At 45.3% G+C, this 25556-nt stretch carries 22 protein-coding genes and 2 pseudogenes; 20 read left to right on the top strand and 4 right to left on the bottom strand.

Going from position 1 to position 25556, the window contains the following annotated elements; genetic code table 11:
* The first annotated feature begins 5 nt into the window (after window positions 1–5).
* The 14 genes and pseudogenes from FO447_RS10155 (at window position 6) to FO447_RS16085 (ending at window position 15793) form a co-directional block, all read left to right on the top strand.
* On the top strand, window positions 6–1673 hold the full coding sequence (locus FO447_RS10155; protein WP_234698977.1) for an IPT/TIG domain-containing protein: 1668 nt from the start codon (window positions 6–8) through the stop codon (window positions 1671–1673).
* A 24-nt stretch (window positions 1674–1697) separates the two neighbouring features.
* The gene (locus tag FO447_RS10150) at window positions 1698–3860 is read left to right on the top strand and encodes a chondroitinase-B domain-containing protein (RefSeq protein ID WP_200756212.1); all 2163 of its coding nucleotides are present in this window, start codon (window positions 1698–1700) and stop codon (window positions 3858–3860) included.
* 1 nt (window position 3861) lies between these two features.
* Window positions 3862–6060 (top strand): heparinase II/III domain-containing protein, encoded by a 2199-nt coding sequence (locus FO447_RS10145; RefSeq protein WP_117727520.1) that lies wholly within the window; start codon window positions 3862–3864, stop codon window positions 6058–6060.
* Window positions 6061–6075: 15 nt separating this feature from the next.
* Window positions 6076–6417 (top strand): cupin domain-containing protein, encoded by a 342-nt coding sequence (locus FO447_RS10140; RefSeq protein ID WP_117693322.1) that lies wholly within the window; start codon window positions 6076–6078, stop codon window positions 6415–6417.
* A 7-nt stretch (window positions 6418–6424) separates the two neighbouring features.
* Window positions 6425–7888: an MFS transporter gene (locus tag FO447_RS10135; RefSeq protein WP_117727521.1), complete on the top strand. Its 1464-nt coding sequence runs from the start codon at window positions 6425–6427 to the stop codon at window positions 7886–7888.
* A gap of 47 nt (window positions 7889–7935) precedes the next feature.
* Entirely contained in the window at window positions 7936–8691 is a 756-nt protein-coding gene (locus FO447_RS10130; protein ID WP_117727522.1) for an SDR family NAD(P)-dependent oxidoreductase, read from the top strand.
* A gap of 17 nt (window positions 8692–8708) precedes the next feature.
* Window positions 8709–9902, top strand: a complete 1194-nt coding sequence (locus FO447_RS10125; RefSeq protein WP_117727523.1) for an alginate lyase family protein — start codon at window positions 8709–8711, stop codon at window positions 9900–9902.
* A 54-nt stretch (window positions 9903–9956) separates the two neighbouring features.
* Entirely contained in the window at window positions 9957–10952 is a 996-nt protein-coding gene (locus FO447_RS10120; RefSeq protein WP_117727524.1) for an alpha/beta hydrolase, read from the top strand.
* A 148-nt stretch (window positions 10953–11100) separates the two neighbouring features.
* Window positions 11101–12123, top strand: a complete 1023-nt coding sequence (locus FO447_RS10115) for a sugar kinase (protein ID WP_117727525.1) — start codon at window positions 11101–11103, stop codon at window positions 12121–12123.
* A 234-nt stretch (window positions 12124–12357) separates the two neighbouring features.
* Entirely contained in the window at window positions 12358–13023 is a 666-nt protein-coding gene (locus FO447_RS10110; protein ID WP_117693310.1) for a bifunctional 4-hydroxy-2-oxoglutarate aldolase/2-dehydro-3-deoxy-phosphogluconate aldolase, read from the top strand.
* Window positions 13024–13048: 25 nt separating this feature from the next.
* Window positions 13049–14410: an NAD(P)-dependent oxidoreductase gene (locus tag FO447_RS10105; RefSeq protein WP_118141636.1), complete on the top strand. Its 1362-nt coding sequence runs from the start codon at window positions 13049–13051 to the stop codon at window positions 14408–14410.
* A 26-nt stretch (window positions 14411–14436) separates the two neighbouring features.
* Window positions 14437–14630: pseudogene (locus FO447_RS10100) on the top strand (5-dehydro-4-deoxy-D-glucuronate isomerase); the annotation flags it as partial.
* An 11-nt stretch (window positions 14631–14641) separates the two neighbouring features.
* Window positions 14642–14794, top strand: a pseudogene (locus FO447_RS10095) (gluconate 5-dehydrogenase); the annotation flags it as partial.
* Window positions 14777–15793, top strand: coding sequence for a hypothetical protein (locus FO447_RS16085; protein WP_234699117.1), 1017 nt, complete (start codon window positions 14777–14779; stop codon window positions 15791–15793). The pseudogene FO447_RS10095 and the gene FO447_RS16085, both read left to right, overlap by 18 nt.
* Before the next feature lie 314 nt (window positions 15794–16107).
* On the opposite strand, the gene FO447_RS10090 is transcribed toward FO447_RS16085, so the two are convergent.
* Window positions 16108–17394, bottom strand: coding sequence for an IS1380 family transposase (locus FO447_RS10090; RefSeq protein WP_200756211.1), 1287 nt, complete (start codon window positions 17392–17394; stop codon window positions 16108–16110).
* Between the two features lie 762 nt (window positions 17395–18156).
* On the opposite strand from FO447_RS10090, the gene FO447_RS10085 reads away from it, so the two are divergent.
* The 3 genes from FO447_RS10085 to FO447_RS10075 are packed head-to-tail and all read left to right on the top strand — an operon-like array spanning window position 18157 to window position 19661.
* On the top strand, window positions 18157–18696 hold the full coding sequence (locus FO447_RS10085; protein WP_200756210.1) for an RNA polymerase sigma factor: 540 nt from the start codon (window positions 18157–18159) through the stop codon (window positions 18694–18696).
* 47 nt (window positions 18697–18743) lie between these two features.
* A complete protein-coding gene (locus tag FO447_RS10080) occupies window positions 18744–19130 on the top strand; it encodes a hypothetical protein (protein ID WP_200756209.1) in 387 nt (128 codons plus the stop codon).
* Window positions 19131–19163: 33 nt separating this feature from the next.
* Window positions 19164–19661: a hypothetical protein gene (locus FO447_RS10075; RefSeq protein ID WP_200756208.1), complete on the top strand. Its 498-nt coding sequence runs from the start codon at window positions 19164–19166 to the stop codon at window positions 19659–19661.
* Window positions 19662–19807: 146 nt separating this feature from the next.
* Here the strand turns inward: FO447_RS10075 and FO447_RS10070 are convergent, their stop codons facing one another.
* From FO447_RS10070 to FO447_RS10060, 3 genes are all read right to left on the bottom strand, one after another.
* On the bottom strand, window positions 19808–20974 hold the full coding sequence (locus FO447_RS10070) for a DUF3810 domain-containing protein (protein WP_234698976.1): 1167 nt from the start codon (window positions 20972–20974) through the stop codon (window positions 19808–19810).
* 457 nt (window positions 20975–21431) lie between these two features.
* The gene (locus FO447_RS10065; protein ID WP_006848456.1) at window positions 21432–22130 is read right to left on the bottom strand and encodes a M15 family metallopeptidase; all 699 of its coding nucleotides are present in this window, start codon (window positions 22128–22130) and stop codon (window positions 21432–21434) included.
* An 11-nt stretch (window positions 22131–22141) separates the two neighbouring features.
* Window positions 22142–22618, bottom strand: a complete 477-nt coding sequence (locus tag FO447_RS10060) for an Lrp/AsnC family transcriptional regulator (protein WP_118065003.1) — start codon at window positions 22616–22618, stop codon at window positions 22142–22144.
* A 223-nt stretch (window positions 22619–22841) separates the two neighbouring features.
* On the opposite strand from FO447_RS10060, the gene FO447_RS10055 reads away from it, so the two are divergent.
* From FO447_RS10055 to FO447_RS10045, 3 genes are all read left to right on the top strand, one after another.
* On the top strand, window positions 22842–23972 hold the full coding sequence (locus tag FO447_RS10055) for a 5-methyltetrahydropteroyltriglutamate--homocysteine S-methyltransferase (protein ID WP_200756207.1): 1131 nt from the start codon (window positions 22842–22844) through the stop codon (window positions 23970–23972).
* 155 nt (window positions 23973–24127) lie between these two features.
* Window positions 24128–24592, top strand: a complete 465-nt coding sequence (gene greA / locus FO447_RS10050; protein WP_006848453.1) for a transcription elongation factor GreA — start codon at window positions 24128–24130, stop codon at window positions 24590–24592.
* A 158-nt stretch (window positions 24593–24750) separates the two neighbouring features.
* The gene (locus FO447_RS10045; protein ID WP_117729507.1) at window positions 24751–25353 is read left to right on the top strand and encodes a Type 1 glutamine amidotransferase-like domain-containing protein; all 603 of its coding nucleotides are present in this window, start codon (window positions 24751–24753) and stop codon (window positions 25351–25353) included.
* Window positions 25354–25556: the final 203 nt, after the last annotated feature.

Raw genomic sequence — 25556 nt, 5'->3', positions numbered from 1 at the left:
ATCTTATGAAAAAGATGAAATATATATTCACATTCCTACTTGCAGCATGCTTTCTCGTTTCGTGCGATGATTTGTCGATGAACGAGACGATAGCCAGTGCTCCTGTTATAGAGAGTTTTATGCCAGAACAAGGCAGTGTGGGAAGCAAGATAGTTGTCACAGGAAAAGCTCTGAACGGAGTCACCACGGCTTTGTTGGGAGAGAAAGAATGTGAAATCGCAGAAAGACTCTCTAATACGAGTCTCACGATAGAGGTTCCTAATGAGGCGCGTACTGGCAAGATAACACTTGTCAATGCCGAGGGTGAGGGAGTTTCTGAGAGCGAGTTTGCAGTGGAATATCCTGCTCCTTTGGCTACGGCTTCTTCGGTGCAGACTGAGGTGGAGATGGGTAACAAAATGCTCATCAGCGGTAAGAACATGAATGTCATTTCTGCTGTGTATTTTACGGCTAATGGCGGTACAGTGAAGCACGAGGCTACTGTCATCAGCAAGAATGTCAACGAGATTGTGCTCACGGTACCTTATGTAGAGAAAGGCGATGCTTATGTCACCTTTGCCTACTACGATGGTACCACCACTCAGGAAACAGCTGCCGACCTCTTGCCTATGCTCAATGTGAAGCGTTATCAGCCTGAGGTAACTAATACTGAGTTTGGTGACAACAGTGTGGGCGATGAGATAACTCTCACGGGTTCTTATCTGAACAAGATTAATAAGGTGTTCGTGGGTGATGTAGAGTGTATGGTAAGTTTGCAGACAGAGAATACGTTGAAGTTTGTGGTTCCTTATTCCGATAAGTTTGTAGACGGACATAACCAGACTTCGCTGTCAATAACTTATTTCGATGGCATCGAGACACGCACCCTTACCGAACAGTTTGGTGTGAATGTGCCTTTCGTTTACTTCTGGAAGGACAAGGTGATTTACGGACAGGGACGTGACGTAGAGTCATTAGCCTCTTTCTTCTCGCCAGAAACAGGATTGGTTTATGCCAATAGTTTATGGAGAACAGCTGTCGACCCTATATCTTATAAGTATCAAGCTAATACCTGTGCTGGTAAGAATCTACCTAAGGTAACTGAGGAGGAATACAATTCGGTAAATCCTTATTTCTTCTTCTCTGGTGTGAGTGCTGGTACGTTGCAGATCAATACGCCTGCTGGTTCTAACTCACAGTTGCGTAACTTCTACATGATCAACAATTCTGCCGACGAATATCGTGTGACGGGAGCCAATGGCAACTGCTATGGAACTCCATGTCTCAGCTTTGTTTATCTCAACCCTACAGAGCCTACTCACAAGGCGATCATCGACCAGGTCAAGAATGGTGCTTTGGAGAAGATAGACGAGCATACATTCCCTATTGATGTAGCCGGAAAGAAGATTGGCAACATCAGCGTTGAGGCAGTTAAGCAGTCGGTTAATAATAATGTGTTTGCTCCTGGAGTCTTTGCTGTAGGAGCAGAGAAGTCAGCCGATGTAGATGCCTTCATCTTGGTTATTTATTACAATGTGAAGGGACAAGCGGCTAATGCTGCCGAAAATATCAAGCGCATTGGTTTCTTGCACATCAAGCATGTTGATTTTAAATTGTACAATAATACTAAGGCGCCTTCTTCAAGTAGTGTCACCTTTGATATGTATTGGATGAAGCACGATTATCAGTATTAAGTATTGTTTATATAACGAAAACGAATGGAAGTAAGAAAGCATTTATTTAAAGGTGTGCTGGCTCTTATGTTGGCAACTCCTATGGCTGGCGAGGCACGTGATTATATGACCTCCCTGCCAGGGGTGGCTGACTGTCTGAAGAAGGCTGTGGCTGGCGACCGTATCATCATTGAGGCTGGTACTTATCGTGACGTAGACCTCAAGTGGAAGGCTGTAGGTACGAAGCAGGCTCCTATTACTGTGGAGGCAAAGCCAGGCACTGTGCTTATCACAGGGCGTTCTTCGCTCGTCATGGGTGGCAAGCATTTGGTGGTAAGCGGACTGGAGTTTCGCAATGGTTATCCTTCTCGCCGCTCAGTAGTGGAGTTTGCTGGTGGCAAAGATTTCGCACAAGATTGCAATTTGACTCGCTGCGTGATAGACAACTATAATACCGAAGACCGTTCGCAGTCAAAGAGTTATGTTTATCTATCTGGCCAGCGCAACAGAGTGGATCACTGCGAATTGCTGCGCAAGTACAACTTGGGTGTAACGCTCCTTGTCAACCTCAATGGTGCCAACAATCTGAACAATCATCATCAGATAGACCATAACTATTTTGGTCCTCGTGAGGTATATGGTTCCAATGGTGCAGAGACCATGCGTATCGGTACTTCTCAGCAAAGCTATGAAACCTCAGCAACTACGGTTTGTGACAATTTCTTTGACAGATGCTCTGGTGAGGTGGAAGTGATATCTATCAAGTCTTGCGACAACATCGTGCGCGGCAATTACCTCTGGGAGTGTGAAGGCGTGGTGGCTTTGCGTCATGGCAAGCGCAACTTGGTAGAGAACAACACCTTTGTAGGTAATGGCAAGCGCAATACGGGCGGTGTGAGAGTGGTAGATTCCAATCATGTCATTCGCAACAACATTTTCGTTAGTTTGGCAGGTCAGCGCTTTTTCTCTGCTTTAGGAGTTATGAATGCTGTACCCAACTCTCTGCCCAATCGATATGTGCAAGTCTCTGACATTACAATAACCGACAATGTGTACGTCGACTGCACGAATCTGGAGTTTGGTACGGGTGCTGATGCCGAACGCACTTCGGCTCCTCGTAGCATCGACTTCAAGAGAAACCGTTTGTTCGTTAGCGGCACGCAGAATCCTTTCCAGATGGTAGATAAGGCATCTGAAGTTCGCTTCGCCGACAATATCATGAATAAGAATCTGGAAGGTCTGCCTTCAGGAATAAAAATAGCAAAGGTGAAGCTGCCTATGGTGCCTACTTATCAGCAGATGATTAGTAGGACGATAGGTAAGCTGAGTGAGACAGCGAAAACCGCTAAGGCAGAGGCTCGCACTGTCATAGTAGCCAAGGATGCCGACCTTCCTCAGGTGTTGGCTCAGGCTGAGGATGGCGATGCCTTTGTGCTGCAAGGCGATGAGTACAAGTTGGTGAAGACCGTCTTGGTGCAGAAAAATGTGACTATACGCTCGGCTTCTGGCAAAACGTTGCTTCGCTCGGTGGGGACCTCAGTGCCCCATCTCATGACCATAGATAATGGGGGAAGTCTTGAAGTAGAAGGCCTTGTCTTTGATGGTCGCTTAGAGCCTGGCGGGTCTTCGCCAGAGACAGGTATCTCTACAGCCAACACCATGACAACTCCTTATAAGTTGAAGGTAAACAACTGTAAGTTTATCAACTTTGGTGAGAATGGCTGTGCTGCTATTCGTGGACAGAAATCCACCTTTGCCGATAGTCTGATTGTTACGGGTTGTCTCATTGCCGACTGTTCTGGTGGTGGTGTCGACTTTGCATCCGAGAAGGATGACAAGGGACGTTACAACGCCGAGAATATGCTGATCGAAAACTGCGAGTTCCGTCGTTTGTTGGGCACACCTGTCAATGTGTATCGTGGCGGTAGCGACGAGAGTACGGCAGGACCTTACGTCACTGTGCGCAACTGTTTCTTCTACGATTGTTGCAACAAGCAGCGTGGTAGCGTCTTGCGATTGATGGGACCACAATACTTGCGTGTTTCTGATTGCCAATTTTTCAATAGTGGTAGAGGCGGAGTAAGTGTTCGCTTGGACGAAACCTCTTGGGAGGATGTGGTGATAGAGCGTTGCAAGTTCGAGAAATCAGGTGCGGTACTTGCCATGCGAAAAGAAGTATATTTGAATCGACAAAATCAAGGTTTGTAATATGAAACGACTATTATCAATCTTTTTCTTCTGTGCCTTGGGGCTTGTTGCTACCATGGCGCAGCATCCCAAACTCTTGCTTACTCAAGAGGAGTTGGGATATATGAAAAAACATATAAACGAAGTTCCTGCTTTCGGACGAGTGGTAGACGACTTGGTGCAAAAAGCTGATGAGGCTTGTGCTGCAGCCATACAAGTTCCTACTCCCATCGACGGAGGTGGAGGTGCAGTGCACGAGCAGCATAAAAGCAACTACTATGCAATGTTTCATGCAGGATTGGCATATCAGTACACGGGCAACAAGAAATATGCTGACTTCGTGGCTCAGATGCTTATGGAGTATGCGCAGAAATATCCTAAGTGGGGGCTCCATCCTGTCAGCTTGTCGCCAGTACCTGGTCGTCTCTTCTGGCAGACGCTCAATGAGAGCGTGTGGCTCGTTCATACCGCAATGGCGTACGACTGTGTGTATGATGCCCTGTCTGCCAAGCAGCGTAAGTTCATAGAGAAAAACTTACTCTTTAATATGGCAGACTTCATTATGAACGGCTATGGGGAGCATAAGCGCAACCATGAGATGTTCAACCGTATGCACAACCATGCCACATGGGCCACTTCGGCTGTGGGTATGGTGGGTATGGCTACTGGTAACCAATCACTGGTGCGCAAGGCCTTGTACGGCACGGATGAAACAGGCAAGAATGGTGGATTCTTGCGCCAGATGGACTATCTCTTCTCTCCTGACGGCTATTACACCGAAGGGGCTTACTATCAGCGTTATGCCATCTGGCCCTTTGTGGTGTTTGCTCAATGCATCGATCATTGTATGCCCGAGCTTAACGTCTTCCATCGTCGTAACGGAATCCTTGTGAAGGCATTAGATGCTTTGGTGCAGATGTCATACGAGGGAGAGTTCTTTCATATCAACGATGCTCTGGAGAAAGGTCTTTCTGCTCAGGAGATGGTTTATGCTGCCAATATCATCTATGGTAAGTTTCCTGAAAACAAGTCGCTGTTGGCTGTGATGAAAAACTATCAGACTTATGTTCTGCCTATAGCAGGAGGGTTTATGGCGCAGCGCGATATGGCAAAGGAGGATTCTCAGGCCCTCGTACAGCGCAGTTGTGTGTTGAGCGACGGAAGAGATGGTAAGGATGGCGGTTTGGCTATCATGCGACCACGCAGTTCTGAGTACAATAGTGCCATCACACTGAAGGCTACATCGCAAGGTATGGGACATGGACACTACGACAAACTTGCCATGGCTTACTACGACAATGGACACGAAATATTGACCGACTACGGGGCTTCGAGATTCCTCAACATAGAGGCAAAGCATGGCGGACATTACACCAAGGAGAACAATACCTATGCCAAGCAGACCATTGCCCATAACACGGTGGTGGTGGATCAGAAAAGCAACTATGGCGGTAAGCTGAAGGTGGCAGAGCAGTATCATGCTAACATTGTTGAAGCTGACTTCTCTCATGATGGTTGGCAGATGGTGATGGCTCGCGATACCAATGCCTATCCTGGTGTAGACATGCTGCGAACTATCGTCTATGCCAAGGTGCCCTTCCTCGAACGCCCTCTGATATGCGATGTGTTCAGATTGAAGTCTGACAAGGTGCACGACTACGATTATCCGTTGTGGTATAATGGTCATCTGGTATCGGTGAATTATCCTTATCAGCGTAACTTAGATCAGATGGCGCCTCTGGGTCAGAAAGCGGGTTATCAGCATCTATGGCTTGAGGCTACAGGACAGAATACCGCTTCATCGACTTCATGCCTTACGTTCTTTAAGGCCAATCGATTCTATTCAGTCAATTATGCCAGCAGCCCTACTTCTGAATTTAAGTTTGTCGCCCTGGGAGCTAATGACCCTGACTTCAACTTACAGCATCGTTCGGGCTATATCATCCGCGAGAAAGGCAAGAAGAACCACACCTTTGCGGTTTCAATAGAGACTCATGGAGAGTATGATGTCTTGCGCGAAACCTCTCGCGATCTCATCACCTCCTGCGAGAAACTGGAGATTCTGTTTGAGGACGACTCTCAGTTGGTGTTGCATGGTGTGTATGCTGGTCACGACCTCTTCTTGCTGTTGGCTGACGATGAGGCTCAGGAACATACCGTACAGGTAGGCAACAAGACATTCCGATGGAATGGAAGAGTAGATATTCAGTATATTCATTAATAAAAACGAAAAGATATGAAAACAAAGAGTGAAGTATTTCAGATTGCAAAGGAAATGGGATGGGAGAATCCTGGTCCTGGTATCAAGCGTCAGATTATGGGCTATGATGGTCAGCTGATGATGGTAAAGGTGGTTTTCGAAGAGGGAGCCGTAGGTACCATGCACGAGCATTATCACAGCCAGGCTACTTATGTGGCAAGTGGCAAGTTTGAACTCACCATTGGCGATGAGAAGCGTATCTTAGAGGCAGGCGATGGTTATTATGTAGCTCCTGATGAGTTGCATGGATGTGTTTGCCTGGAAGCTGGCATCTTGATAGATACATTTAGTCCGATGAGGGCAGACTTTTTAAAGTAATAAGTGCATGAAAATAAAAGGATTGCGATGGTATATCATCGGACTTATCATGATGATAACCATCATCAACTATTTGGATCGTGGCACCCTGAACTATATGTGGGTGGCTAATATCGATTATGAGCTGGTGGAAAAACAGCCTATCGATATGAGTTCGAATGTGGCTGTGAAAACAGATAAGGGCTATCGCCTTTTCTCTACGCGTGGCGATGACATGATAGTAGATGAGGGTAGTGTGACCATCAAGCAGAAAGATGCTGCAACGATAGTTACCAACAAGGAGGGAATAGCCATTGATCTGGGACTCATTGACCGTAACGATCCAGACGCTTCGAAGAAGGCAAAAGATATCTTGGGCGATATCACCATCTTCTTTATGATAGCTTATGGTATCAGTCAGCTCGTGTCGGGCAGATTATATGATAAGGTGGGCTGCCGTAAGGGATTCTTTGGTAGTGTGCTGATATGGGGATTGGCTGACGCACTGGCAGCATTCTCTACTGGCAAGTTCTCGCTGACGGCTTTCAGAATGATGCTCGGACTGGGCGAGGCAGGACCTTGGCCTGGCACTACAAAGAGCAATGCGGAATGGTTCCCACAGAAGGAGAGAGCCTTTGCACAGGGACTTTTCGGTGCGGCAGCATCTATAGGTAGCATCTTTGCTCCTGTATTCATCCTGATGCTGTTTATCAGTTTCGGCTGGAAGGTAACCTTTGTCTGTGTTGGTTCGTTGGGTTTGTTGTGGCTCATTCCTTGGCTCGTTATCAACAAGAAAGGTCCTAAGGAGCATCCTTGGATTACAGAAGAAGAGCGCCATTACATCTTGAGCAATCAACCGGAGAAAAAGCCTCAGGCAGATACTCATTGTAAGACATGGGGTGAGTTGCTGAGCGAAAAGAAAAACTGGTCGGTCATCTTGGGACGTTTCTTCCTCGACCCTATCTGGTGGATGTTTGTCACCTTCTTGCCTCTCTATCTGGCTGATGTTTTCCACCTTAATATTAAAGAGGTGGCTTTCTCTGCATGGGTTCCTTATGCGGGAGCAGCTTTGGGAAGTATCGTGGGTGGTTGGTATTCTTGTTGGCTTATCAATCGTGGACATACCGTTAACTACGCACGCAAAAATGCCATCTTAGTGGGTGGAGCTATCGTCATTCCTTCCATCATCTTGGCCATCATGTCTTCCTCAGCTGTGTTGGCTGTAGTATGGATGGCGTTTGTGCTGGGTGGATTCCAGTTCTTTATGACCAATCTGCAAACCATTCCGTGCGACTTGCATCGTGGTAAGAATGTTGGTTCGTTGGCAGGACTGGGTGGTGCATCTGCTGTGCTTGGCACCATCTTGGCAATCTTGTTCTCAAGCTATATCACCAACTGGGCTGTTTTGTTCAGCTTGTTGGGAGCGCTAGTTCCATTGTCTTGGCTTGCCATCTTCCTCACAGTGGGTGAAATCAAACAAATAGATAAATAAATAGAAAAAATACAATTAATACAAAATAACTAAATTATTAAATTAATATGAAAAGATTTGAAAATAAAGTAGCCATCGTTACTGGTGGTTCAAGAGACTTGGGTAGAGCAGTATCAGTGCAGTTGGCAGCCGATGGTGCCAAGGTTTGCGTTAACTATTTCGGTAATGAGGCAGCTGCCAAGGAGACTGCTGAGTTAATCAGTCAGGTAGGTGGCGAGTGCATTCTCGTGAAAGGCGACATGACCAAGGTGGCTGATGTGAAGAATCTTGTAGCAGAGACTCAGAAAGCCTTTGGCGAAAAGATTGATGTCTTGGTAAACGTAGTAGGCGGTATGGTTGGCCGTAAGAAGATTGCCGAGCAGGAAGACGACTGGTATGACATCGTAATGGATGTTAATATGCGTTCTGTATGGTTGGCTACTCGTGCTGTTGTGCCTTTCATGACAGCTGGTGCTTCTATTGTAAACTTCTCTTCTTTGGCTGCTCGTGATGGTGGTGGTGCTGGTGCTTCGCTCTATGCCACATCTAAGGCTGCGGTTTCTACCTTTACTCGTTCTATGGCTAAGGAGTTGGGTCCTGATGGCATTCGTGTCAACGCTGTTTGCCCTGGTACGATAGCTACATCTTTCCACGACATCTTCAACACTCCTGAGAATCGTGAGCGTATGAAGGGAAACTATCCTCTGCGCCGTGAGGGTCAGGCTGATGAGGTGGCTGACTTGGTATGCTACTTGGCAAGCGATGAGGCTTCTTACATCACAGGTGCCAACATCGATATCAATGGTGGTGTATTCTTCTCATAATAAATCGTAGATAATAAATGAGAAAACTCATAGTATTACTGGTCTTTGCAGGGGCTTTGGTCTCTGCAAAGGCTCAGATTCTGCCTCTTGACAAGCAGCGACTGTCTGCTCTTAAAGAGGCTTATCTGCACAACAATGAGCAGGCTGTTAAGATGGTTGGCTTCTATGAGGGGATGGCGGTTAAACTGATGAAGGACAAGGCCCCTACGGTCAAGTCGAAGATATTACCTCCCTCTAATGATGCTCGTGATTACATCTCTTTGTCTCGCTACTGGTGGCCGGATACGACAAAGAAAGACGGACTCCCTTATGTGCGACATGATGGTAAGGTGAATCCTGAAATCGATTCTTATATGAGCGAGAAGGCTATGGTGAAAATGGCTAATGCCGTAGACTGTCTTTCTTTGTTATATTATGTCACAGGCAAAAGTTTGTATGCTGAACATTGTGCGCGTTATCTGCGTGCATGGTTTACCGACAGCATCACGGGTATGAATCCCAATATGACTTATTCACAGTTCATCCCTGGACGCACCAAACTTCGTGGTACGGGCATACTGGATGCGCGTCATGCTTGTAGAGCTCTGTGTATGTCGGCTCTCATCAAGGATTATGCTGGATGGACAGAGCATGACCAGACACAACTCACTGAATGGGGAAAGGCTTTCTTGTATTGGATGGAGCACAGTACTCAGGGACAAATGGAGCGTAGAACTAAAAACAATCATGGCTTGTGGTTTGACGTGACGCACATGGAACTATTAGCTTTCTTGGGTTACGAAAATCGAATCAGAGAAGTGCTGCGCGACGACTTCATGCAGAAACTCAACAATCAGATAGCTGAGAATGGTTCACTGCCACAGGAGTTGGCTCGCACTTTGTCCTTGCACTATTCCACCTTTGTTTGTGAGGCATCTTTGCAGGCTTCTTTTATAGCTGCAGGTATCGGTGAAAATCTCTGGACTATGAAGACTGCTTCGCAAAAGTCATTGGCAGATGTCGTCGCTTTCTTGTATCCTTATTACAAGTCGCCAGAGAAGTGGACGTACAAGCAAATCAAAAAGTTTGATGCCCAACGTGCTACTCCTATCTTGCTCGAAGCAGGAAAGGCTTTGGGAAATAAAAACTACACCAAACTGGCTTATCAGCTGGGAATGACGGATAAAAGTGCTCTGTTGATGCCTTATTACGACGTTCAGATCAGTCGCTAACCCCATTTGGTAGAACTGCCGAAACATAAATGATTTATTGATAAGATTCAGAAAATGAAAAAATATTTATCTTTATTATGCTTGGTTTGTGCCATGTTAGGCACTGCTATAGGTGTGAAGGCACAGACCACTCAACTCACCAATCACTATGCCATGAAGCTGATAGAGGATGGACAGGGTGGGTATAAACTCTTGCAAGAAGCGCGTTATGCCAAGGCACGCATGGACATGAGTAAGCTTACTGATGTGCTGGTGCCATATAAGTATGAACCGCAAAGACTGACAAGCAAACTCTACAAGGGCGTAGAAACAGTAGACATCGTCTACAAGAAAGCGAATGGTTATGAACTGATTCTTTCTGTAGACAAGGCGGTTTCGGACAAGCCCGCACCTTTTATGATTTATCTGCATGGCGGGGGATGGCGCACTAGTAACAATGGTTCTTCTAAGGTCTTGTCGCAATATCTTGCCAAACAGGCTGGAATCACAGGCGTGAGAGTTTCTTATACCTTGGCGCCACAGCCAGGAGCCACGATTCAGGTCACGATACAGGATGTGATGGATGCGCTGAAATATGTGCAAAACCATGCCAAAGAACTTCATGTAGACCCCTCTTGTTTTGGATTCTTAGGTACGTCAGCGGGAGCTCATCTGGCAGCTGTGGGTGCCATGAAGTCGCAAGCCAAACTGCTGGTGGGCTATTCTGGAATCTATGATCTGCAGAAGGCTAAGATTACGGCAAAGACGAAGGATGCTCAGCGCATCGCTTATTTCGATCAGCTCAATCCTAAAACGCTCGCTGCCGTGTCGCCCATCAACCTCATCCCCCAGAAGAATATTCCTGCTTGTCTGCTCGTCTGTGGAACCTACGACTTGACAGTGGAGTGCGAACAGAGCAAGATGTTGGCTGATGCTGTAAAGCAGAAGGGTGGTGAGGCTGTGCTTTCCGTCTATCCTTTCTATGATCACAACTTATCGTCGAAAGGTTCAGACAAGATGGAGGAAATCTTTTTCAAATCGGCCGATTTCATACAGAAGAACTTGAAGTGATAGAAGCTTCTCTATGACGTGATAGACAGTTCTCGACGAGAATACTGTAGTATTAAGAAACTATACAAGCGTATCTTAAAAGATAGTCACATTATAACATAGTAGGTAACGAACAAAAAATATTAACGAACAAAATAAATATATATTTATGGCAAAGATTATAACCCTAGGCGAGATTATGCTTCGCCTTTCTCCAGTCGGTAACGACCGTTTTATCCAGTCAGAAACTCTTCGCGTCATCCCTGGTGGCGGTGAGGCTAACGTAGCTGTTAGTGTAGCTAATTATGGTCATGAGGCTTACTTTGTGAGCAAGCTTCCTAAGCATGAGATTGGTCAGATGGCAGTTAACGCATTGCGTCGTTATGGTGTAGATACAAGCTTCGTTGCTCGTGGTGGCGATCGTGTGGGTCTATACTATGCTGAGACAGGTGCTTCTATGCGTCCGTCAAAGGTTGTTTACGACCGTGCTCACTCTGCTATTGCAGAAGCTAAGCCAGAGGATTTCGACTTCGATGCTATCATGGAAGGTGCTCAGTGGTTCCACTGGAGTGGCATTACTACTGCTATCAGCGACAATGCTGCCGAGCTTACACGTCTTGCTTGTGAGGCTGCTAAGCGTCACGGTGTAACAGTGAGTGTTGACCTCAACTTCCGTAAGAAGCTCTGGACATCAGAGAAGGCTATCTCTGTAATGCGTCCTTTGATGAAGTATGTTGATGTTTGCATAGGCAACGAGGAAGACGCACAGCTCTGCCTTGGCTTTAAGCCAGACGCTGACGTTGAGGGTGGACAGACCGACGCAAGCGGCTATCACAAGATTTTCGAGCAGATGAAGAAGGAGTTTGGCTTCAAGTATGTTGTTTCTACTCTGCGCGAGAGCTTCTCGGCAACACATAATGGTTGGAAGGCTCTTATCTATAACGGCGAGGAGTTCTATGAGAGCCGTCGTTATGACATTATGCCTATTATCGACCGTGTAGGTGGTGGCGACTCATTCTCAGGTGGTCTTATCCATGGTTTGCTTACAAAGCCTACACAGGGTGAAGCTCTTGAGTTTGCCGTTGCAGCTTCGGCATTGAAGCACACTATTAACGGTGACTTCAACCTTGTTACAGTTGATGAGGTAGAGGCTTTGGCAGCTGGCAATGCTAATGGTCGTGTACAGCGATAAATAAAGGCTAAAAGCCTCACCTACGTCCCATCCCAATAGTGGACGATTTGTATGCTGATATTGCTTATAAAAGTTTTAATACAGCTTTTATACCTATAATATATAGCTGATAAAAGGAAGGAGAGAGCTTAAGCTTTATATAATAATAACTTTATTTTAAACAATAATTTGCCTAACATACCACTCCTCTCCCTATGGGGAAGGAGATGGGGGGAGGGCTTTTCATTTATCATTATGGCTAAATTCAACAAACAGCAGGTGCTTGCAAAGATTACCGAGACTGGTATGGTGCCTGTATTCTATAATAACGACGTAGAGATAGCAAAGAACATCGTAAAGGCTTGCTATGATGGTGGTGTTCGTGCATTCGAGTTTACCAACCGTGGTGACTTCGCTCACGAGGTATTCGCTGAGGTAGTTAAGTTTGCAGCTAAGGAATGTCCAGATATGGCAATGGGTGTAGGCTCTATCGTCGACGCTCCTACAGCATCTCTTTACATTCAGCTTGGTGCTTGCTTTGTAGTAGGTCCGTTGTTCAACCCAGACGTAGCTAAGGTTTGCAACCGTCGTCTTATTCCTTATACACCAGGATGTGGCTCAGTAACAGAGGTCGGTATGGCTCAGGAGATGGGTTGCGATCTTTGCAAGGTATTCCCTGGTGACGTTCTTGGTACTAACTTTGTTAAGGGCTTGAAGGCCCCAATGCCTTGGTCGCTTATCATGGTTACAGGTGGTGTATCTCCAGATGCAGATAACATAGCTTCTTGGATTAAGGCAGGTGCCAACTGTGTAGGTATGGGCTCTAAGCTTTTCCCGAAGGCCACTATCGCTGCTGGTGATTGGAAGGCAGTGAGCGACAAGTGCCGTGAGTCTTTGGCTTTTGTTGCACAGGCTCAGTAACTTTAAAAATAGGAGAGTAACAAGTATGAGTGAACAGGAAGAAAAGAAAGATATAAATTTCCAAGTGGTAAACGAGGGCTTCTCTACCCGAGAGGCTATTGAGGAGGCCAAGCGCTGTCTGCACTGCAAGATTCCGCAGTGTCGCAAGGGCTGTCCTATAGAGAATGATATCCCCGACTTTGTACACGAATTGTCCATGGGCAATATGGGTGCGGCGATGAGCATCATCAATGCCAAGAGCAACCTGCCTGCCATCTGCGGCCGTGTGTGCCCTCACGAGAAGCAGTGCCAGGGTCACTGTGTGCTGGGCAAGAAGGGCAAACCGGTGCAGATAGGCAAGTTGGAGCAGTTTCTCGCCGACTTCGATACCAAGATGAATCTCTCTCGTGAGCGCTTGCCACAGAAAACTCGTGGCAGGGTAGCCGTCATCGGTTCAGGACCTGCAGGTCTGACCGTAGCGGGCGATTTGGCTCGCCAGGGCTTCAATGTAACCATCTTCGAGGGACAGGCAGAGCCGGGCGGTGTGCTGATGTATGGCATTCCTGAGTATCGACTGCCTAAGAGCGTGGTGCGCGATGAGGTGAGCAAGATTGAGGCATTGGGCGTACAGTTTATCACCAAAAGCATGGTGGGTGAGAACAATGTTACCATCGACAGCCTGTTCCGTGCCGGCTATGATGCTATCTTCATGGGCACGGGTACCAGTGTGCCACAGAACATGGATTCCACACCGGGCAGCAAGCTCCATGGTGTGAGCCAGAGCACCTACTTCCTGCACAATGTGAATGCCTATAATGAGGGTGCCTTGACTAGAGAGATGGTGCCTCTGCGTGATGGCGAGAAGGTAGGCGTCATCGGCGGTGGCAATGTGGCGATGGATGCCGCTCGTACCGCTATCCGACTGGGAGCCGACGTAACTGTGCTCTATCGCAAGACCCAGGAAGAGATGCCTGCCATCCAGAGCGAGTATGAGGAGGCTGTGAAGGAAGGAGTGAAGTTTGAGTGGAAGACCACCGTAGAGGCTTTCCTCAAGGGCAAGAATGGTAGACTCGGCAGCTGTGTGCTCAATACCCCAGAGGGCGAGAGAGTGGAGAAGTTCGACCGCATCTATCTGGCCATCGGTTCTCGTCCAGCCAATCGCATCGTGTCTACCACGGCAGGTATCGAGGTAGATGAGAAGGGCTATGTCAAGGTGGTGGAACGTCCATACGGTATGACCACTCGCCGAGGCGTATTTGCCGGAGGTGATGTGGTGCATCGTCCTCAGACTGTGGTTCTTGCGATGAAGGCAGCCAAGGAGGTGGCACAGGGCATCGCCCAGTATGTGGATGCCATCAAGCTCTTGGAAGAGGCCAAGCGCATTGAGCAGCAAGGCACCGTGGAATAGGTGCTTGCTTAAAATAATTGTTCAATTTATGCCACTTGATGGGCGAGCCACAGGAAACACGCCCATCAAGTGGATGGACAACGAGCAGGCTGTTATCTCTCCGCAATGGTCTATCCACTGCGCTGCTGGTACAAGCAACTACACCTTTATCTGGGGTATGGCAGGCGAGAACCTCGACTACACAGATATGCAGAAGATTAAGACTACTGATTTAAAATAAACAATACTACTATGGACAAAATGTTTTCACTTGAGGGCAAGGTAGCTCTCGTTACCGGTGCCGCTTATGGCATTTGCTTCGCTATGGCGGAGGCTCTTTATAATGCAGGCGCTAAGATTGCGTTCAACTGGCGTTCACAGCATCACATGGATCAGGATCTTGCCGACGATATGAAATATCTAATTTTGGCAGTTGTGATGTTACCATTGTCGGTGATGGCAGGTGAACCTGACGGAACACTCATTGCCGATGGTAAAAGCTCAACGACCTATCAACTGATTACTTCTTCGGGATATATGTATGAGTGTCCTGATTTCTCGCGCGACCATGCTTCTGAGCCTTTTCAGCACATACAGCAAGTCATGGATGAGACGCTGAAAAAATATGTGTTTCAGTTTTTCATTCATGCCCAAATAGATGATGACCGGGGCATTGAGAGTACTACCGATCGACAGCGCAACGAAATCAAGACTTTCGATAATTCGCCAGAGGCTATGATTGGCTTTGAAGGCGAAACGATGGTTTTCAAATGGAAGTTTCTGCTGCCTAAGGGATTGCTGACAACCAAGAATTTTACACATATCCATCAGTTGAAAGGCATCGACAATAAGGCTGGAACGGCTGATGTGTCTACGCCGCTCATTACGTTTACTTGTCGAACCACGGGTAGCGGGAAGAAAGAGAAGCAGGTGCTACAGGTAAGACATCATGATAGGCATACGGGGGCTCTGAAGACTATGGCTTCGGCAGACTTAACCTTACTGATGGGCCATTGGGTAGAGGTGACCGAAAGTGTTCGTTTTGGGGAGAAAGGGCTGTATTCGGTGGTTATTAACGATGTTAAAACTGGCGAGCAAGTGCTTCGCGTAGACGCAGAGTCTTGCGATATGTGGCGTACTGACTGTGCTGGACTACGACCCAAATGGGGAATTTATCGTTATATCGGCGATAATCGCTCGATGGAAGACCTGTTGCGTGACGAAGAACTCAGATACGCAGATTTCTCCATTCAGAAAATTATGCAACCTTCTCATATCTGTCAGACAATAGTGAAGAGAGTGTCTGAGCACAAGACTTATGATGCTTTGGGAAGGCGGACAGCTCAAGTCAATCGACAAGGCCTTATTATTATAAAAGGTGGCAAATACTTTTCAAAGAAATAGCAACTTATGATAACTAATCAGCCTGCGTGTGTCAATATTACCATTGGCACACGCTTTGTTATATAGGTATCGTAAACATTCAAGGGCGAGGCTCCCGATAGTTACATATCTTCGGCAAACTTCCAGTAAGGGTGTTTATTATCATCCTCAAATCAGCAACCTATTGGGTTTCGTGGGATTTTGCTTGTAAAACGACAAAAATTCATTTTATTGTACATATTCCTTGCATAACAGAAACGTCGCAGACACAAAATCCCCTTACCCCATAAAGCGACTTGAGGTAATACGCTGGTTTAACCAGAAAAGCATGGTCTTTAACCAAAATCTGTCTTGAACAGGTTGGCATAAGTATTGTTGTCTGAGTAAATGTTCAATACATGCCTGCGTGATGTCTTAATCCATTTTGCAGGAACAGAGATGAACTTGAAAACAAAGGTCTTGATCCTGCTGGTGGCACGCAATCCAAATTCACGGGTTTTCAATCTCTGCATAATAGCTTTGTAGAAGTTTCTGATGAGAGCTGTCATAAGCAGGAATACAGTATTCTGTGCCATGAACGATTTTGGCAATCGATTCCAGCCAAAGCCATTGTTCATGTCATCGAAGATGCGTTCCTTGCCACCACGAAGATTGTAGAATTCCACGATGTCTCTTGCACTCGACTTGTAATCGTTAGTCAGTATACATCTGTAGGTATATTCGCCTTCCCAAATGTCAAGGTCTCCCTTTATTCGCCTTTGTCTCTGTATGACAAGACGATACGGTTTTCCTTTCCATTTCTCAACAAGGATAGAATTCAACTCAAACTCAATACCGTTGATTTCAACAGTTTTCCATCCAGTTAAGGCAAACATGGAATCGTAGAAAGAAGAGCATCTGTTGGCACGAATATAAAAATGCCTGCAATGAGCCTCTACCATATCTACGATTTCCTCCGAACATGAGCCGCAATCCATGCGGGCACGAGAAATATATATTTCCGAAGCCTCCAATCGCTTGAAGATTCTTTCAAAAGTTTCTTTTTGGTTGAAGCGCACGTTTGTGTTGCCGCCTCTATTTTCAATACCAACAATCATGTCGTTAATGACAGCTACACCTGGACTATAGCCCAAGAACTTCTTGTAGGTTGGTTTTGCATCATACTTCTCTGTTTCAATGAACTGATGGTCAAAGTCAAAATCATACTCTTGACCGGATTTCAATTGACCAGTAGCAAGCAGGGCATTGACCAGTAAGCAGTTCATCTTGTCTGCAGTATTGAAATCATAGGATTTGCCAGAAGCTGACTTATAGGTGATGCTCTTAAAAGTCAGTTCTTCGATAGCACGTAATATGGTGTCTGCGCTGCAAGTGCGAAGAGTTGGATGAAGAGACAAATGTTTCATCAGGTGAGTTGTAACATCCTCAATACATGAGCCACCACAAAGATATACGCACATCAGAGAGCGTAGAATCTCGCTATATTGATAACCAAACATAGTGCATCTCAATCCCAAGGTGGAATCTATGGTTTGAGCTAAAAGAGCATCAAATTGCTCCATAATCGAAAAAAATCCCCCAAAAGGAGTGAGTTTCTCAGATTTTATTTGTACTTTTGCCATGTCATTCAGAATTTTGTTTGTTTTTATTTTGCAACACTAAGATAAGTGAAATTTCTGACATGGCAAAATCCTGAGCAACTTTTTGTTGCTCAGGTGCTTATAAAAAATATTAAATTATAGTGTTGCGGAAATAAGGAAAAAATAAAAGTCCCTAGGAAAAGTGGCAGAAAGCATGTTTTTAAGAGCATTACATATTTTATGTTACATATTTTGTGTAATGCAAAGATAAGTCTTTTATTTGATACTGCCCAATATTTCAGCTCTTTTTCTATGCTGATATTCTAATAGGGCTGATTTGCTCCTTTATCATGCAACAAACAGCGATATCATTCAGAAAAATCAGTGAAAAACAGAAAAATGTAGATAAAACTGAAAAAAGTTAGCTAAAAATTTGGTGGTTCGTGAAATTGTTTATACATTTGCCGATGAGTTATTTTCTTGATTAGAAACCGGAGGAATAGCTCCTTTTTTTCTCTTCTCTATGATATTAAAAGAGAAAAGAGAAGGAAAAATTAAACTGGTATCGAAAAAAAGTATCCCGCCTTTTTACTTTTCCTGTATTCTAAGTTCATATAGTTGTGACGTTCATCTAATCGAGCTCAAAAATGATGATAGTGAACTTTAGTGAGAGTAGATTTATAACAGGTGGTAGAATCAGTTATTCTGAAATAAACGATTTTTTTAGAAAAAAAGTATCCCGCCTTTTTACTTTTCTCATTTTGAATGGTCATATTATTGTAACGTTCATGAAAATAAACGAATATGAGTATAAATGACAATGGCATAGTGGATACGCTGAAGGAAAATCCACAGAACGGATTTCGGATGCTGATGGCGAAATACCAGGAAAACGTATATTGGCATATTCGCCGACTGGTGGTTTCGCATGATGATGCACAGGATGCCTCGCAGGAAACCTTCGTGAGAATCTATCGCTCGTTCGGCAACTATCGGGGCGATTGCTCTCTGAGAAGCTGGATTTATCGCATAGCCACAAATGAGGCTCTTAGGATTATCAGCAAACGGAGACAGAAAGTTGTTTCCATAGAATCGGAAACCACAGGTGTCAACCTGATTCAAGGTGATGATTATATCGACTTTGATGATAAGGTGGCGGTGAAACTGCAGAAGGCGATTCTCTCGCTTCCGCCCAAGCAGCAGCTGGCATTCAATATGAGATATTACGACGAACTCGAGTTCGACGAAATAGCCAAGGTTGCGGATTCCACACCAACAAGTATCAAGGCAAGCTATCATGTTGCCAAAGAGAAAATTATTAAGTACATGAATTCGAACGATTAAGTGAGAGTTCTGTGAGTTTTTAATGGTTATTCAAAATGGAAAAGAATATGGATACAAATTTTGATTTCAACAAAACCGGGAAGTTTGACTTCGGCAAGGTGGGTAAGCGGATGCCTTATTCTACGCCAGAAGGATTCTTCAAGGAGATGGAAGCCAATATCCTGGAGCAGGTGAAGAACGACAAACCGGCACCTGCCAGGATACAGACGAAGAAACGACCTCTGATAAGGGGGATATGGGCGGCTGCAATGGCTGTGGCAGCATCGGTGGCAGTACTCCTGGTACTCAACATCGATTTCTCAGCCTCTTCTTCTCAACCTTCACAGGTGAATAACGGAATACAGGAGGTAGATCAGGCTTTCGCACAGCTGTCTTCTGCCGATCAGGCTTATCTTCTCTCTGTATATCAGGAGGATGTGTTCCTCAACAATTAAACGGATTCAATAATAATTTAAAATGATAGAGTTATGAAACGATTTTTTGGTATTTTAATGATGGTCATCGCCATGATGACGGTTACTACAAGTGTATGTGCACAGACGCCTAACCAGAAGCAGCGCCTCAGTCGTGAACAGTTGGCAGAAAAGCAGGCTCAGTACATCTCTCGTAATTTGGGGCTTGATGAAAAGACCAACGCTAAGTTTATCGAGACCTATACTGATTGTCAGAAAGAGGTATGGGCTTTGGGTCCTCGCCCTCATCACAAGAAGGGCGAAATGAAAACGGATGCCCAGACCGAACAGGAAATTAAGCAGCGTTTCGAGATGAGCGAGAAGATTCTCAACATCCGTCAGAAATACTACAAGAAGTATTCACAGTTCCTGAGCCAGCAGCAGATTCAGCGTGTTTACGAACTGGAGCGACAGATGATGAAGCGCTTTGCCCAGAAAGGTCCGCGCAAGGGAATGGGTAAGGATGGAAGACCAGGTCCGAGAAGAATGCATGGACCTGCACAGCAGAAGTAAAAAACGGCAGAAATGTTTAGCGTAATAATATATTAGTCCTCTTATACAAGGAAAAAAGATTACTTTCTATATTCAAATATATGCGAACGACGATTGGTGCAGGAGCGTGCGCCAATCGTCTTTTCTTTCTCATGTAATTATTTCTATCATCTTTTCTTAAGAGATTTTTCCTGCTTGTTCTCCCAAGCCAGAATCAGACCGATGACGCCGGCATAGCTCTTTCTGCCGCCTTCTACATGGTTGCCTCTCAGATAGAGTTCGAAGAAGAAATCCTGGGCGGCATCCAGTGCCTTACATCTTTTGCCCTGCCAGTATTGGCGGTCGCTTTTCAGCAGCCTGATTATCTCAGGACGGATATATTTCAGATATTTCTCACCTTCCTTTTCGCCGAGGATGTCGAATACATTATATAATACATGGGGCAGAATGTGGTAATATCCGCTGAATTTCACCGCCTTATCCTGTGATGCCGTACAGACGAGATAACTGTAGAAATTCGCCTCTCCTTCGTTAGCAATGCCCAGAAAATGAGCAAACTCATGGGCATAGGTAGCCGGATAATCGTGTGCAAGAATATCGCCGTTCAGCGTAAATTCGCAGAAGAACGGTCCCATGCTGCCGGTTACACCCGACATCGAACTGAGGGGCGTAAACACCATCGTCTTGGCATGTGGATGCTGGTTGAAAGGCGGATTGATGCCCTCCCGATAGCCTATCTTGTTATATTCCTTCAGAACCGCATTCCGCACCCGATTCTTCAGTTTATCATCCACAATACAATTGAATTTTTCACTCTTCCCTCTCCGTTCTTCACTCAAAAGGTTGAGGCTGTCAGCATACTGGTAGGCAAATTTCCTGAACTTCTCTTTCGAAACCTCAGCAGGCTGCATGCCTACTCTATAATAGATAACGGGCTGCGAATAGTTCAGTCCCCAAGCAGCATAAAACCATACATATACCCACAGCAGATATTCAATTACCCTCCCGAAGACCACCTTTTTCTTCGGATAGCCGCCGCTCTTGGCAGCAAGAAAGATAAATCGACGGGCGAGTTTCTTCCGTAATCCCATCTCGTAGATAGGATAGAGGACGACCCAGACGATGCTGAGAGCTATGAAAATATCACCCACGGCAAAGGGAAAGATGCCCGAGATGGGCGAGAGAAGGGTGCCGATAACGGGATAAACATGGTAGGTGTAGATAACTCCCCAGAGAGGAATCATCTTGGTAAGGGTGACGAGGATGAGCAACAGCAGCAGTACCCAGTGGCGCCACTTCATTCTGTCGAGTCGTAAAGTATGTAATATCTTCATCTTGTTTCTTGTTTTTTATCTTGCATGGCTCTTGAACAGAGCTGTTTTTTGCACTTTTTGCCCCTGATGTGCAGAGATGGTGCAAAAATACAAAAGTTTTCTGAAATATTGACATCAGAAATCTGTTTTTTTAGTAATTTTGCCATATTAAAAGTTGAACTTAATAAATAGAGGAGGAGTTATCATGAAACAGACACTGGAATCATTCGAGGCTATGAACCTTGAATATGAGAACCTCTATAATGAGGACGATGAACGTAGAGAATATAATTCTGTCTGGTACAGCTAGTTACAATGTATTATAAAAAGGCTGTAACAGGTGAATTAAATTAGTGTTACATATAAAAAAGATCGTTAGGATAATAAAAGACTATGCCATAGTTACTAAAGAAATGATGTAACATAGGCATAGTCTTTTTTTATGTCCTTTCCTTGCTGGCTGTTCTTTCCTGCATTTCTATTTTTCGAAGTGCTGGTAATCTTTGCTGTGTTTCCAGTCACCTCCCCATCTGAATCCTTTTGCCTTGAAAAGCCGGTAGCAGAGGTCGCCTTTTTTTATCATATAAGCGTGGTTCTTGCTGCGGTCCAGATAGGGGCGGGCGGTGGCAGGCTCCACCACTTCCTTGCCGTTCTTCAGTCGTTTGTGGTAAGGATTGTAGAGGGTGTTGATGTCTACGGCCAGTCCCCTTCCGTGCTTCGATACCGTATGGGTATGTGAGATGAAGCGGAAGTTGAAGCTGGAGGAGTTGTTGGCTCTCATCGCCCTTTCGTCGTCGGCATCCCAGTAGTCAATGAGTCTCATCCGCTCTATCGGATATTTTGCCTCGTAGAGCTTTTTCAGAATATCGAGCACATCTGTGGCTATCGCCCTGTTCACCACCATCTCTCCTACGATGTTTCTGCCGTCCTTGTCTACGTGCAGGCATCTTATGTATCTCAGTTCGCTTCTTGCCACGGTACAGTTCTTCTTGTATGTCTTGCCCTGCATCAGACGGAAGATATCATCGGGAATAGTGGAGATGGAGAAGAAATGCTTCTCGCCCAGTTTCCTGATGGTTTGAGGACTGACGTTTTCTCCAGGCTGCTGTGCCTTGGATGGGAGGCAGAAAAGTCCGGAAATAAACAGGCATATCATCAATATATTTTTTGCTTTCATCACGTTTCTCCTTATTTAGCTACGGGTATATAATGCGAATCCTTGATTTCTCCAATCACGATAATGCTGTGCAGACTTCCGATGCAGTCGATGTTTCCCAGGGTGTTGAGCATGAAGTCCTGATAGGCTTTCATATCGCGGGCATATACCTTGATCAGGAAGTCATAATCGCCGGTGGTGTTGTAGCACTCCGTTATCTGGTCGATGGTCTGCACGGTATCCATAAATTGCTGAATCAAATCGTGGGTGTGTTGCTTGAGCCGGATATTGCAGAGCACGATTACGTTGTGTCCCATCTTGTGATGGTCTACGATGGCTCCGTATCGCTGGATGTATCCCTCGCGTTCCAGTCGCTTCTGTCGCTCGAAGGTGGGAGAAGGGGAGAGGTGTACTCTTGCAGCAAGTTCCTTCACGGTGAGTCGGGAGTTCTGCTGCAGTAACTTCAGTATTCTGATGTCTGTTTCATCAAGTTTTTCTTCTGTTGTCATTGTTCCTTTATTTCTGTTTTTACTGATTCTTGCAGAATAATATTCTGCTGATTTGCTTAATTCGCTGCAAAGATAGTATATTTTTCTGAATTACGGAGAATATTTGGCAAATAAAATTCTTCTTCTTACCTTTGCACCCGCAATTCCGGATGCAAAGCGTCATTCATCGGTAATGACAGGATAAAGAGTCATTCACATCAAATAATAATAAGGAGATAAAAATATGAGCAACGTAAGAAATATACATTTTGAGGCAGTGGGCAGCTATTTGCGCCCTGCAGAGTTGAAGGAAGCGAGAGCTAAGTTTGCTGATGGCAAGATTTCTGCCACCGACCTTCGCGCCGTAGAAGACCGGCTGATTACTGAGGTCATCAGTCAGCAGAAGGCGCATCGCCTGCCTTATATCACCGATGGCGAGTTCCGCCGCAGCTATTGGCATCTCGACTTTATGTGGGGATTCAATGGCGTGGAGCATATCGAACTGGAGCATGGCTACCAGTTTCATGGCGAGGAGACAACCAAGGGTTCTATCCAACTGACCGGCAAGATTACCGGCGAGAATCATCCTTTTATCAGGGATTTCCTCTTTGTAAAGCAGTTTGAGGAGTTGGATGCCAATGGCGAATATATCTTCGAGGCAAAGCAGACGGTTCCTGCTCCAGCACAGTTTCTTGCCGAACTGTTCCGTGGCAAGAATGCCGAGAACACCCGCAAGTTCTATCCTAACACTACCCAGCTGATTGAGGATATTGCTCAGGCTTACCGCACCTTCTTCCAGGAGATTTATGCAGCCGGTTGCCGTACCGTCCAGCTGGATGACTGCACCTGGGGAATGATTGTGGATAGCGATTACTGGAAGGCTAAGGTGGGCACAGGTTTCACCCTTGAGCAGGAAGCCCTGCAATATCTGAAGGTGAACAATCTTGCCATCGAGGGCAAACCTGAGGGGTTGACCATCAACACCCACGTATGCCGTGGCAATTATCATTCCTGCTATGCCACCAAGGGTGCCTACGATGCCGTAGCTCCTTATCTCTTCGCTCATGAAGATGTAGATACCTTCTATCTGGAGTATGACGATGAGCGTTCGGGTGGTTTCGAGCCGTTGAAGTATGTGGCAGATGGCAAGAAGGTGGTTCTGGGTCTGGTAACCTCCAAATCTCCGGTGTTGGAAGATAAGGCTACGGTCATCGCCCGCATCCGAGAAGCTGCCAGATATATCCCCCTCGATCGGCTCAGTCTCAGTCCTCAATGCGGCTTCGCCTCTTGCGAGATTGGTAATAAACTGACCGATGCTGAGCAGTGGGCAAAGATAGATCTGGTGAGAGAGATTTCCGAGGAAGTTTGGGGATAATGATATATTCAAGGAGAAGATGTGTTGTCTGTCATGGCTGCACATCTTCTCTTTTTTATTTACTTTTTATCAAAAATGTTTGGTGTTTTCATGAATTACTAGTAACTTTGCACCCCGAAAATTAAAATCATCATTCATTAAGATTATCAGAGAAAATGGAATATATGTCTCAGGAAGGTTACGATGAGCTCGTGGCCGAACTTCAACACATGGTTAACGTAGAGTTGCCAGCCGTTCGCGATGCGATAGCTGAGGCCCGCGATAAGGGCGACCTCAGTGAGAATTTCGAGTATCATGCAGCCAAGCGTGAGCAGGGCAAGCTGTTGAGCCGCATCAGCTTCAAGCAGAAGGTCTTGGAGAATGCCCGTGTCATCGACAAGTCTCGCCTGAAGAGCGATACCGTTGGCTTGTTGAGCAAGATTAAGATTACCAATCTCGCCAACAAGTGCAGCATGAATTATACCATAGTAAATCCTCACGAGGCAGATCTTCATAGTGGCAAGATTTCTATCAAGTCGCCTATCGCCAAGGCCCTTCTGGGTAAGAAGGCAGGTGAAGAGGTAATGGTAAAGGTACCAGCCGGCTTGCTCAAATTCCGCCTGGATAGCGTTGAGTTATAATGTGTTATTTAAAAGGAAAGAGGGTGTTTCTTGGACTTTTGACACACCCTCTTCCTTTTTTTATAAGTCCCTATTTACATTGGCTTGGCTGTAGTATTTTTAAACAACGTGTGTTAGACTACTGTTATACAAATCGAAATTTATAAAGGAGAATATTGATGAAATTATTTTTATGTTCGCACTTTTCAAGTGTAGGAAGTCTGATAAAGGAAGAAATTGAAAATAAGAAAGTCGCATTTATTCCAACAGCTTCACTGCGTGAAGGCTACACCGGTTATGTCGGCTCGGCTCGAAAATTATTCAAAAAGTTGGGAGCGATCGTAACTGAAATTGATATTTCAACGGAGGCTTATTCAATGATACAGTCTGTTTTTGAAGAAGCAGATGTGATATATTTTACCGGCGGAAATTCTTTCTTTCTTATGGACCAGCTCCGTAAAACGGGAACTGATGGACTGCTGAAAAAGGAATTGGCAAATGGAAAATTGATGATCGGCGAGTCGGCAGGCGCAATTATATGCGCTCCAAGCATCCAATATATCGAGCAAATGGATGAAAAGCCGGAGGACTACTCACAAGAAGATGATGCAGGGATTGATTTGATTGATTTCTATGTTCTTCCGCATTATCTTACAGCACCATTTAAGAAAGTTACCGAGAAAATAATGACTGAGTTTTCGGATTTGAATCTATGCCCAATTAACAACCGTCAGGGAATTGTAATTGATGGTGAAGATTCAAAGGTTATTTGCAAAGACTAATTTGAAAATTCCAGTTTGTCAATTACAAGTGACATTGAAAGAGTCAGCCCATTCAAGGTGCTGGCTCTTTCAAAAATTCCATTCTAATAAATTGCATGATAACTTAGATTAAAAATGAATACCCATTAGCCGGAAATGAATAGAAAATGAATAAAAGTGTGGTGTTTCGTATAATTATGAGTTAGTATGCATCAGACACACTT

The organism is Segatella copri (genome assembly GCF_015074785.1).
Classification (GTDB): Bacteria; Bacteroidota; Bacteroidia; order Bacteroidales; family Bacteroidaceae; genus Prevotella.
Note: the sequence above shows the minus strand (reverse complement) of the source record. Positions and strands in the feature narration are given on the sequence as shown.